10 protein-coding genes are annotated in these 11,287 nt (G+C 69.7%); 2 read left to right on the top strand and 8 right to left on the bottom strand.

Features of this window, described 5'->3' with window-relative positions; all coding sequences use genetic code 11:
* Positions 1 to 67: 67 nt before the first annotated feature.
* Genes ACFWQG_RS10405 through ssd form a run of 4 tightly spaced genes read right to left on the bottom strand, consistent with a single transcriptional unit; the run spans position 68 to position 3,709 of the window.
* Entirely contained in the window at positions 68 to 655 is a 588-nt protein-coding gene (locus tag ACFWQG_RS10405) for a type II secretion system F family protein (protein ID WP_378507529.1), read from the bottom strand.
* Positions 652 to 1,455, bottom strand: a complete 804-nt coding sequence (locus ACFWQG_RS10410; RefSeq protein WP_378507530.1) for a type II secretion system F family protein — start codon at positions 1,453 to 1,455, stop codon at positions 652 to 654. The genes ACFWQG_RS10405 and ACFWQG_RS10410 overlap by 4 nt, the downstream gene beginning before the upstream one ends.
* Positions 1,452 to 2,624 carry a TadA family conjugal transfer-associated ATPase gene (locus ACFWQG_RS10415; RefSeq protein WP_378507531.1) on the bottom strand — a complete coding sequence of 391 codons (1,173 nt, stop codon included), beginning with the start codon at positions 2,622 to 2,624 and terminating at the stop codon, positions 1,452 to 1,454. The genes ACFWQG_RS10410 and ACFWQG_RS10415 overlap by 4 nt, the downstream gene beginning before the upstream one ends.
* Complete coding sequence (ssd, locus tag ACFWQG_RS10420) at positions 2,621 to 3,709, bottom strand: septum site-determining protein Ssd (RefSeq protein WP_378507532.1); 1,089 nt, start codon at positions 3,707 to 3,709, stop codon at positions 2,621 to 2,623. The genes ACFWQG_RS10415 and ssd overlap by 4 nt, the downstream gene beginning before the upstream one ends.
* Positions 3,710 to 4,017: 308 nt before the next feature.
* Between ssd and ACFWQG_RS10425 the strand changes: the two genes are divergently transcribed.
* On the top strand, positions 4,018 to 4,836 hold the full coding sequence (locus ACFWQG_RS10425) for an HAD family hydrolase (protein WP_378507533.1): 819 nt from the start codon (positions 4,018 to 4,020) through the stop codon (positions 4,834 to 4,836).
* Between the two features lie 434 nt (positions 4,837 to 5,270).
* Here the strand turns inward: ACFWQG_RS10425 and ACFWQG_RS10430 are convergent, their stop codons facing one another.
* Both ACFWQG_RS10430 and ACFWQG_RS10435 read right to left on the bottom strand, forming a co-directional pair.
* The gene (locus tag ACFWQG_RS10430; protein ID WP_378507534.1) at positions 5,271 to 6,020 is read right to left on the bottom strand and encodes an oxidoreductase; all 750 of its coding nucleotides are present in this window, start codon (positions 6,018 to 6,020) and stop codon (positions 5,271 to 5,273) included.
* A gap of 38 nt (positions 6,021 to 6,058) precedes the next feature.
* The gene (locus ACFWQG_RS10435; RefSeq protein ID WP_378507535.1) at positions 6,059 to 6,502 is read right to left on the bottom strand and encodes a VOC family protein; all 444 of its coding nucleotides are present in this window, start codon (positions 6,500 to 6,502) and stop codon (positions 6,059 to 6,061) included.
* Positions 6,503 to 6,710: 208 nt separating this feature from the next.
* On the opposite strand from ACFWQG_RS10435, the gene acs reads away from it, so the two are divergent.
* Positions 6,711 to 8,654, top strand: a complete 1,944-nt coding sequence (acs, locus tag ACFWQG_RS10440) for an acetate--CoA ligase (protein WP_378507536.1) — start codon at positions 6,711 to 6,713, stop codon at positions 8,652 to 8,654.
* 61 nt (positions 8,655 to 8,715) lie between these two features.
* On the opposite strand, the gene rocD is transcribed toward acs, so the two are convergent.
* Together rocD and ddaH are read right to left on the bottom strand one after the other, a co-directional pair.
* The gene (gene rocD, locus ACFWQG_RS10445; protein ID WP_378507537.1) at positions 8,716 to 9,933 is read right to left on the bottom strand and encodes an ornithine--oxo-acid transaminase; all 1,218 of its coding nucleotides are present in this window, start codon (positions 9,931 to 9,933) and stop codon (positions 8,716 to 8,718) included.
* The gene (gene ddaH, locus ACFWQG_RS10450) at positions 9,930 to 10,793 is read right to left on the bottom strand and encodes a dimethylargininase (RefSeq protein WP_378507538.1); all 864 of its coding nucleotides are present in this window, start codon (positions 10,791 to 10,793) and stop codon (positions 9,930 to 9,932) included. Before ddaH ends, rocD begins: the two co-directional genes overlap by 4 nt.
* Positions 10,794 to 11,287 lie beyond the last annotated feature (494 nt).

The raw sequence follows: 11,287 nt of genomic DNA on the forward strand, positions 1-11,287 counted from the left end.
CGTTGTTCGACACGATATTCCCCCTTGATCTGCGCCACGGCCCTTCCGCGGCGACATCCATGTGCGGTCACAGCAGGCCCCCGTCCAGGACACCGGCGGCGAGGCCGATCACGACCGGCGCGATGCCCAGGCACAGAAATGCGGGAAGGAAACACAGGCCGAGCGGCCCACTGATCAGCACTCCGGCTCGCTCGGCCGCGGCGACCCCCCGGTCCTCGACGGCGGCACGCTGATCGGCGGCGAGCTCGGTCATTGCCTCCGCGAGCGCGGAACCCGAGCGAGCCGAGCGGCGGGCGATCCGCGACAGCGCCTCCACCTCGGGATGCGAATTCGCCTGCTGCCACGCGGTGTCGGGTTCGGCCCCGAGCGCGAGCAGGTTCGCGGCCCGACGCAGCGCGCCTGCGAGCGGTTCGGGGGCCCGTTCCGACACAGCGGACGCCGCGGCTGCGGTCGTCAACCCCGCCCGCATGCACGCCGCGAACAGGTCATGGCAGGCGGCGACCGCAAGCGGGTCCGGGGGTTCGACGACCGTGCGGTGGTGCGGCACCCGACGCGTGTCGCGGCACACCACCGACCGCACTCGCCGTCGGGCGACGGTCGGCCCCGGCGCAGCGAGCACCGCCAGCGCGAGAGCAAGCCCCGCGGCCGCGATCACGCCGACACCCGCTGGGTGATCCGGTCGGCCCAGGCAAGTCCACCGCACGCCAGGGCGGTGCCGACCACGAGGAGCGTCCCGCCGACACCACCGGACAGGAGCACCCGCACCGGTGCGGCACCCGTCATCTGCCCGAGCCCGACACCGAGCAGCGGAAGCCCGGCCAGCACCGCAGCGGTTGCCCGCGCACCCGCCAGCCCGGACTCGACCCTCGACCGAAATCTGATCCGTGCCACCAGATCCGACCGCGTCGCGTCGAGTAGATCGGCGAGCGCAATGCCGTGACGCTCGGCGATCCGCCAGGCGGCGGCGATGCGCTCGACGTCGGTCTCGATTCCCGCGTCCCGCCCCCTCTGCGCCCCCGCGACGAGCCCCTGCGCCGCACTGCCCCCGAGTCGCGCGGTCGCGGCGGCGGACCGGAAGGCCTCGGATGCCGCACCGGTCGACTCCTTGGCGGCGCCCAGGCATGCCGACTCGGGGTTGGCGCCCACCCGCAGATCAGCGACCGCCGCCTCGAGTCCCGCCAGCAGCGAGCGCGTCTGATCGTCGCGGCGCCGACGCCGACGCCCACGGCGGATTCGATGCACCAGCGTTGCCAGGACGATCCCAGCGGCCGCACCGGCCGTCGGCTCGACGAACGCCAGAGCCGCTGCCACAGCAGCGGCGAGTGCCGGGGCACTCCTGCGCAGCGCGCGGGGGGCCGATCCCGCGTCCCCGACCGGTCGACGCAGCCGGCGTCGGGCACCCGAGGCCGGCGCAACGAGCAGTGCGATCGCGCCGAGCATCAACGCCGCAGTCACCGCTCGGCCCTGCCCAGCAGGAGCCGCAGGTGGTCGGCGCCCGGGCCCCACCCCTCCGGGCGCCAGGCAGACACCACCACCACCTCGTTCCCAGGATCCCGTTCCAGCACTGCTATTTCGGCAACCTCGCGATGCCCGTTCGGGGCCCTGCGGCAGTGCAGGATCACCTGCACCGCGGCGGCGAGCTGGCTGTGCAGCGCGGCGCGGTCCATCCCGCCGAGGGCGGCGAGCGCCTCGAGCCGCGCGGGCACCTCCTCCGGCGAGTTCGCGTGCACCGTGCCCGCTCCGCCGTCATGGCCGGTGTTCAGCGCGGTCAACAGATCCACGACCTCCGCACCGCGCACCTCACCGACGACGATGCGATCGGGCCGCATCCGCAGCGCCTGCCGGACCAGATGCCGCACCGACACCTCCCCCATCCCTTCGACATTCGCGGGTCGGGCAACCAGCCGAACGACGTGCGGATGGCTCGGCGCCAGTTCGGCGGCGTCCTCGACACACACGATCCGCTCGCGCGGGGACACGGTTGCCAGCAACGCGGCGAGGAGGGTGGTCTTGCCCGCCCCGGTGCCCCCGACCACGAGAAACGCCAACCGGGCAGCAATGATTCGACGCAGCAGGTCGTGAGATTCCGCGGTCAGGCTTCCGGATCGCCGCAGCATGTCGAGGCCCTGGGTCGCCGGCCTCAACACCCGCAGCGACAGGCAGGTCCCCGCCTGCGCCACCGGGGCCAGCACCGCGTGCAGACGGATCCCGAAGTTCGTGCCAGGGGTCCCCGGCAACCGGCCGTCGACCCAGGGCTGAGCGTCGTCGAGTCGGCGACCGGCCGCGAGTGCCAGGCGCTGCGCGAGTCGACGCACGGCCGCCTCGTCGGCGAACTCGAGGTCGGTGCGCTCCAGACCACTGCCCCGGTCCACCCACACCTCGTCCGGAGCCGTCACCAGGACGTCCGACACGTTGCACTCGCCGAGCAGCGGCTCGAGGATCCCGGTTCCGGTCAGCTCGGTCTGCAGGGTCCGCATCGCGTCCAGCAGGTCGGTGTCGCCGAGCACCCCGGACGACTCCGCGCGGATCGCCGCCGCCACCGCAGCCGGGGTCGGTTCGTCGGACGTGTGAGCGAGCCGTTCGCGGACCCGCTCAAGGAGATCCGGGGACACCAACCCGCTCACGATGCGCCCCCCGCAGCCGAAACGAGGTCAAGCACGGACGTTGCGGCACGCCGCAGCGGGGATCGGCCGCGCAGCCGCAGCCCACCCTGTTCGAGCGTGACGTCCAGGCGCGGCTCCGGCCGGATCGCGGCAACGACGGGAACGCCGAGCAGCTCCTCGACCTCGGTACCACTCAGGCCCCCCGGCGACGGGCCCCGCACCACTGCAACAAGATTGGGATGCCGACCGCGGATTGCGGTGAGCAGCGCCTCGGCCGCGGCGACCGCACGAACCTGCGCGCCGACCACCACCACCAGGGCGTCGGCCAGGCTGACGACCGTCTCGGTGACCCCGCGCGAGTGGCGCGGCACATCGCACACCACCACGTCGCCAGCCGCCCGCCCGGCCTCGATGACGGCCCTCAGTGCCGCATCCCCCGGTTCCAGACGGTCGGGTCCCCGATCCCAGGACAGCACGGACACGCCGCCCCCGACGGAGGGCAGCGCGGCGTGCAGCGCCGACGCCGACACCGCGCCACCCTCGATGTGCAGCGACTGCCACCGCAGCCCGGGCCGGTGCTCGGCCCCGAGCAGCAGGTCGAGACCGCCGCCGAGGACATCGCAGTCAACGAGCAGGGAGCGACTGTCCGGGAATCGGGCGGCCCCGGTCAGGGCCACCGCGGCGGCCAACGTCGACGCACCCGCTCCGCCACGACCACCGATGACGGCGACGACCGGGCCGCTGCCGTCGCGTCCCTCGACCCGGCGGGCCAGTGCCGAAACCAGGTCGGCCTCGGCGGCGGGCAGGTCGAGCACCGATTGCGCACCGACCTCGGTCGCCACCCGCCAGTCGGGCAGATCGGGCGGCCCGGAGCAGACCAGGTGGATCCCGGCGCGCCGAGGCAACCCCGACAGCGCGCACTCCTTCGCCGACTCCCGGTCCACCACGATGTGCGCCGCACCGACCCACGCACCCCGCGGCACCACCGACCGGTGCTCGAGGACGTCGCGTCCGGCCGCGGCCCCGGCACGCCGAATGCCTGCGGCCAGTGCGTCGTCGACGGTGATCGCGAGCACGGGGGGCGCCCCGCTGCCGAGTGTGTCCATGCCATCGAGCCTGCGGTCGCCTGCGACGGACCGCCAGGGGGTGATGGCCGATTGTGGAGAACTTCGGGGCCTGTGGATAAACACGGCAGCCGAAACCGAAGAAGACCCCCGCCAGGGGGGGAGGAGGCGGGGGTCTTCGGAGTTCAGTCCCGGGGGGTCGGACTGAACACACCCGGATCAAGTCCCGGCGACTTGAATACTACACCCCGCGTAGTCGGAAATCGCAAGTTGAACTGGTCACATGTCCACCTCCGGCCGGGCCTGCCGCTCGACCGTCCTCCTGCCGGTCCGGCAACTACCCTGTAGCCGTGACGACGACCACGCGTGAGGCGCCAGGCACCCGGCGTGTCGCCGCCTTCTTCGACCTCGACAAGACCATCATCGCCAGGTCAAGCATCCTCGCGTTCAGCAGACCCTTCCTCGCTCAGGGCCTGATCAACCGACGCGCCGTCCTCAAGAGCACCTACGCACAGTTCCTGTTCCTGGTGTCCGGAGCGGACCGCGATCAGACCGAACGCATGCGGGTGCACCTCACCAACATGTGCGCGGGATGGGACGTCGACCAGGTACAGACGATCGTCGCCGAGACCCTGCACGACATCGTCGACCCGCTCGTGTTCGCCGAAGCCGCGGACCTGATCGCGGACCACAAGGCCCGCGGCCACGACGTGGTCGTTGTGTCGGCCTCGGGCGAGGAGGTGGTCGCGCCGATCGCCCGACTGCTCGGAGCGGACCTGTCGGCCGCGAGTCGGATGGCGGTGCGTGACGGGAAGTTCACCGGAGATCTCGAGTTCTACTGCTACGGCGAGGGCAAGGCCGAGGTGATTCGCGCCTTGGCAATCGCCCGCGGATACGACCTCGGCCGGTGCTACGCCTACTCCGACTCGTCAACCGACCTCCCGATGCTCACGGCGGTCGGCCACCCCACCGCCGTCAACCCCGACCGCAGTCTCCGTCGACACTCCATCGAAAACAGTTGGCCAGTACTGACTTTCTCGAACCCGGTGCCGATGCGCGCTCGGATTCCCGGGTCACCGACGGGGTCCGCGATCGCCACAGCCGCGGTCGGACTTGCCGCACTGGCGGCCGGCGCGTTGACGTACGGGGTACTACACCGACGCCGCTGACCGGCCCATCCTTCGGCATCGATCCAGGCATGACATAACCCTTGATGTGGGCGAGGTCACAGGGTACAAAGGAGTTACGGACGAACGGCAGGCCAGGATCGCATCGGAAGAGAAGAGGCGGTTCCCCCACCGGGAAATCCCAGCACGGACACCAGGCACCCACGCGGAGCGCAAGCCACTATAAGGGCAGAGTCGTTGTGGGCCTGCGTGACTCGGGCACACGCTGGCGAGAACCTTGCACAAGTTGCGGAGGCGAACCGGCGGTACTTGAGCCGACGCCGAGGCCGGAACACAGGCCAATTTGCACGCTTGGTAACCGGGTGGTCCGTGCTAGCGGGCGGCGAGGTCGGCGACAGTCGGCAGCGCCGCCCGCTTCGCGGTGCAGTCCGCGGCTGTTCGGAACAGCAGCGGCACCCACTGTCACGCAACCCGATTCAGCCTGATGCGGCCTCCGCGATGGAAAGCGCTTCCCGGGCACCGGCTTCGAGCGCGCCGCAGCACAGGATCACCCAGCCGCCGACTCCCTCGGCGGTACCCGATGCGAACCCGTCGGCCGCATCCCGATACGCCTGCTGCCGACGCAACCAACTGACCTCGGGAACACCGAGATTATGCGGGTCGAGCCCGGTGGAGACGGCCACCAACCGGGACGACGCACGCGCGACGACTCCATCCGCGGCACCGAACGGTCGAAGCGCCAGCAGTTCACCGTGCACAACCGCGGCGAGTACCGGCGCTGGCGCCGTCGTCCCGCCGGTCACGAGTTGGGCGAGCAGATCCAATCGCTCGCCGACGCCAGGTCCGGACCGGGGGCGCCCGAGGTCCGCGTCCCCGGCGACGAGCCCGGCGGCAGCGAGCAGGTGCAGCTTCGCCAACGCCTGCAGCGGCGCCCGCTGCCAGGTCGCGACGGTGGTCGTCAACGCGTCACCGTCCAGCGCTTGCGCGACCCGCAACGCACCGGTGAGCACCGGATCCCCCGCCTCACCTGCTCCGGGCAGTTCGGTGCTTCCGCCGTCGATCGAGGCCGACGCCCGGGCGGCCCGTACCGACGCCTCAGCGGCGGTGGTCGGCCATCCCCGCCGATTGCTCTTGTGCCGATGAACCTCACCGAGCGCGTCACGAGCCCGGTCGGCGGCGTCACGAACACCCGGCAGGTCGACCAGGGGCTGAAGAGGGTCGTTCACACCGGTCGACGCTACCCGTAGCGGCGCGGGCGGCGCCGTCAGGACGGGTCGAATGTGACCCGCCCGTCGGGATGCACCACCAGGCCGGGATTGTGCACGATCTCCCAGCGGTAGCCGTCGGGATCCGCGAAGTATCCGCTGTAGCCACCCCACGCGCGTCGGGCACCGTCAACCAGCAACGCCCCTCCCGCCTCGACTGCCGCGGTCAGAACCGCATCCACTTCCGTCTCGTCGGGGACGTTGTGACCGAGTGTGATCGCGGCCCGCGTACCACCGACGACCGGCGCTGCGGTCGGCCCCGCCTCCCGCGCCATCGCGTCGAGCGACCAGAACGCGAGCAGAACACCGCCACCGACCTGGAGGAACATCACCTCCCCCTCCACGAGAAGGGTGGCGTGCCACCCCAGGCCACCGACGTAGAAGTCCCGTGATCGAGCGACATCGGCGACCCCGAGCGTGAGGACATTCATGTGCTGATGCATGGCACCACCGAAGCATTCGCCAGGCAAGACCGCAGCCGACGCGCCGCCACTCGTCGCACGCGACCACCGCCGGTCGCGCCCGGGCGACCGGTCGCCGCAGGAACCGGGGTTGCAACCCGATGCAACGGTGCACCCATGAGGGGATGTGACTACCCTCACAACTGCGCCGATGAACGCATCACGACACTGAAACGAGGGTACGGGCGACATGACGAGCACCGCCGACACCAACGCCGCCGAGCACGGGGCCGAGATCTACCCGCCGAGCCCGGAGTTCGCCGCGCAGGCGAACGCAGGCCCGGAGTTGCAGGCGGCCGCGGATGCGGACCGGTTGACGTTCTGGGCCACCCAGGCTGAACGCTTGGACTGGGCAACGCCGTGGACGCAGGTCCTCGACTGGTCCGACGCCCCGGTCGCGAAGTGGTTTGTCGGCGGCACCCTGAACGTCGCCTACAACTGCGTCGACCGACACGTTCTCGCAGGCAACGGGGATCGGGTCGCGATCCACTTCGAGGGCGAGCCCGGCGACTCCCGGTCGTTGACCTACAACGACCTGCTCGCCGAGGTGTCGCGGGCGGCAAACACCTTCACCGAGTTGGGTCTGGTCGCCGGGGACCGCGTCGCGATCTACATGCCGATGATTCCCGAGGCGATCGTCACGATGCTCGCCTGCGCGCGACTGGGGCTGACGCACTCGGTGGTGTTCGCCGGATTCTCCGCGACCGCCCTGCGTTCCCGCGTCGATGATGCACAGGCGAAGCTCGTCGTCACCGTCGACGGGCAGTGGCGGCGCGGTCAGGCCGCACCACTGAAGCCGGCCGTCGACGAAGCGGTCGACGGGGCCGAATCGGTCGAGCACGTCCTGGTGGTCAAGCGGACCGGAATCGACGTCGACGTCGTCTCGGGCCGGGACCTGTGGTGGCACGAAACCGTCGACCGAGCCTCCGATCAGCACGAGGCGCAGCCCTTCGACGCGGAGCACCCGCTGTTCATCCTGTACACCTCCGGCACCACCGGGAAGCCGAAGGGCATCATCCATACGTCCGGCGGGTACCTGGCCCAGGCGTCCTACACACATCACAACGTGTTCGACCACAAGCCCGGCAAGGACGTGTACTGGTGCACCGCCGACATCGGGTGGGTCACCGGGCACTCCTACATCGTCTACGGCCCGCTGAGCAACGGCGTCACGCAGGTCGTGTACGAGGGGACGCCGAACTCCCCGAATGAGCACCGGCATTTCGACATCATCGAAAAGTACGGCGTCTCCATCTATTACACGGCCCCGACGCTGGTGCGGACATTCATGAAGTGGGGCCGGGAGATCCCCGACGCGCACGACCTCTCGAGCATCCGACTGCTCGGCAGCGTCGGTGAGCCGATCAACCCGGAGGCATGGCGATGGTTCCGCGACGTCATCGGCGCCGGTTCCGCCCCGATCGTCGACACCTGGTGGCAGACCGAGACCGGCGCCATCATGATCTCCCCGCTTCCCGGCGTCACCGCAACCAAGCCAGGCTCGGCGATGGCGCCGCTGCCGGGGATCTCCGCGAAGATCGTCGACGACGAGGCCCACCCCCTCGGCCCCGGGGGGAACGGCTACCTCGTCCTCGACCAGCCGTGGCCGTCGATGCTCCGCGGCATCTGGGGCGACATGGAGCGTTACCGGGACACCTACTGGTCCCGGTACGCCGCGGAGGGCTGGTACTTCGCAGGTGACGGCGCCAAGTACGACGACGACGGCGCCCTCTGGGTGCTCGGCCGTGTCGACGACGTGATGAACGTGTCCGGGCACCGGATCTCGACATCCGAGGTCGAATCCGCGTTGGTCGGGCATCACGCGGTCGCGGAGGCCGCTGTCGTCGGTGCCGCGGACGAGACCACCGGGCAGGGCATCGTCGCATTCGTGATCCTTCGCGAGGGTGCCGCGAATACCGGTGAGACGCTGATCGCCGAACTCCGAGCACAGGTGTCGACCGAGATTTCGCCGATCGCCAAGCCCCGCCAGATCACCGTGGTGCCCGAATTGCCGAAGACCCGGTCGGGGAAGATCATGCGACGCCTCCTCCGCGACGTCGCCGAGGGCCGCGACCTGGGGGACACCTCCACCCTCGTCGACCCGAAGGTGTTCGACGCCATTCGCGGCAAGTAGCAGGGAACCGCCCGAGTCCAGCGTCGAGGCCCCGCACCTATCCGGGTGCGGGGCCTCGACGCTACCGGTTCTCGCGCAAGCTCGACTCCAACTGCTCTATTGCCCAGGTGATCTCGTCGCGTTCGATGACCAGCGGCGGGGCAAGCCGTAGTGTCCCCTCGTGGGCGTCCTTGGCCAGCACCCGGCGGGACAGCAACCGCTCGCACACCTCCCGCGCGGGCGGTCCACCCGGCGTGAGATCCACCCCTGCCCACAGCCCCCGACCGCGCACACCCGCAACGGCACCAACAGGTAGCTGGGCGAGAAGCGAATGCAGATGGGCACCGAGTTCGGCGCTCCTCCTTTGGAACTCCCCGGTCTCGAGCATGCGCACCACTTCGGTGGCTACCGCGCAGGCCAGCGGATTCCCGCCGAACGTGCTGCCATGCTGACCCGGCCCGATCACGCTCATCACCGGCCAATCCGCGACGACCGCAGACACCGGAACGATCCCGCCACCCAACGCCTTTCCCAGGATGTAGAGGTCCGGGACGACACCCTCGTGGTCGCAGGCGAACGTGTCGCCGGTCCGGCCGAGCCCACTCTGGATCTCGTCCGCCGCCATCAGCAGGCCCTGCGCATCGCACAGTGCACGAACCTCGGTGAGATACCCCGGCGGCGGCACCCGCACTCCGGCCTCACCCTGGATCGGTTCAATCAATACGGCGACGGTGTTGGGCGTGACGGCCTGCTCGACCGCCGCGATGTCACCGTAGGGAACCGACACGAACCCACGCGGGTAGGGCCCGAATCCATCGCGGGCCGCGGGGTCGGTGGAGAATCCGACGATCGTCACGGTGCGGCCGTGGAAGTTCCCATCGAACGTGATGATCTCCGCCCGACCCGGCGGGACACCCTTCACCTCGTATCCCCACCGGCGAACCAGCTTGATAGCCGTTTCGACGGCTTCCGCACCCGTGTTCATCGGCAGGACCGCGTCCTTGTTGCACAGCCCGCTCACCGCGGCACAGAAGTCCGCAAACAAGGAATGCTGAAATGCTCTGCTGGTCAAAGTAAGTCGACCCAGTTGCCGTTGGGCGACCTCGACGAGCCGCGGGTGCCGGTGCCCGAAGTTCAGCGCCGAGTAGCCCGCGAGCAGATCCAGGTGGTCGACACCGTCGATGTCGCGCACCCAGGCGCCCTGCGCGGACTCAAGGACCGCAGGGAGCGGACGGTAGTTGTGCGCACTGTGTCGCTCGGCGCGTTGCAACTCAGCGGACGTTCGAAGGGACCCGCTCATGGCTGCGCCCCGCGACTCCATCCGTCCAGTTGGAGTGTGCAGCAGCTGATTCCGCCGCCGGACTTGAGGAACTCGGACATGTCGATCGGCACGGGATCGAAGCCGCGACCACGCAGTCGCGCCGCGAGTGCCGTTGCCTGTGCACTCAGGACCACATTGTGTCCGTCGCTGACCAGGTTCAGACCCAACCAGCGAGCATCGTCCTCGGTGGCGATGACGGCGTCGGGGAACATAGCCCGGAGCAGTGCAAGGCTGCGTGGGTCAAACGCGGAGGGAAGGTAGGCAATCGTGTGATCATCGAGGACGCCCATCGCCGTGTTGAGGTGGTAGTACCGGGGGTCAACGAGGTGGAGGGTGGCGACTCGTCGACCAAGGTGCCACTCCGCCTCGGAGTGGGCGCGTTGGTCGGTGCGAAATCCGGTGCCGGCGAAGATCATGTCGCCCACGACAAGAAAGTCGCCGCCGCCTTCGTTGACGAAGCGGGACGGCGTCGGAGTCCGCAGTCCGTGCGACTCGAACCACCGCATCACATGCGCGGCCTCCGGTGCGCGGTGCTCGCTGCGATAGCGCGCACCCAGCGCGACACCATCGACGACAACGCCGCTGTCGGCCACGAACACCATGTCGGGCAGTCCCGGGACCGGATCGATGACATGCACGCGGTGCCCGAGGGCCCGATACGCCTCGACGAGACCATTCCACTGCTGTTCCGCAACGCTACGATCCACCGGCACAGTGGGGTCCATCCACTCGTTGATCCGGTATTCGACGTCGAAGTACGTTGGTGGACACATCAGAAAGTCACGCGTGGGCGGCATCAGCGGCGCCGTCCTGTTGGCAGACCTCGACGTCATCGTCATCTCGGACCCTCTCACGGCGGACGGTGACGTCAGTATCCGCGCCCAGCGCCGCTCCCGCCACTCAACGCGGCAATCCGGACAGCCTCCTAGCGCAGTGCACACGAGCGTTCGACACCGAACCCCGCCTGCGGGCGCCGCAGAATCCGTGTGCACACAGGTCCTGCCGCGTGCACACGAGAATTCGGCGCTCACCACCCCCGCGGACGTCGCATTCCCCGTGTGCACATACCTTCTGCAGCGCCCACACCGGTATTCGGCACTCAACGCCCCCGCGGACGCCGCATCCCCCCTGTGCACACGGCTTCTGCCGCGTGCACACCCGTGTTCCGCGCTCAACACCCCCGCGAACCCGACATCCCCCCTGCGCACACGGCTTCTGCCGCGTGCACACACCCACCCCCCCACCGGGCGACCCACCCCCGAAAACGCCGAAAGCCCCGGAACCCAACCCCCCAAAAGGGGTCAAGTTCCGGGGCTCCCGAACAAGTAATGTA

This window comes from Rhodococcus sp. NPDC058532, from assembly GCF_042719255.1.
In the GTDB taxonomy this organism is placed as follows: Bacteria; Actinomycetota; Actinomycetes; order Mycobacteriales; family Mycobacteriaceae; genus Rhodococcus_G.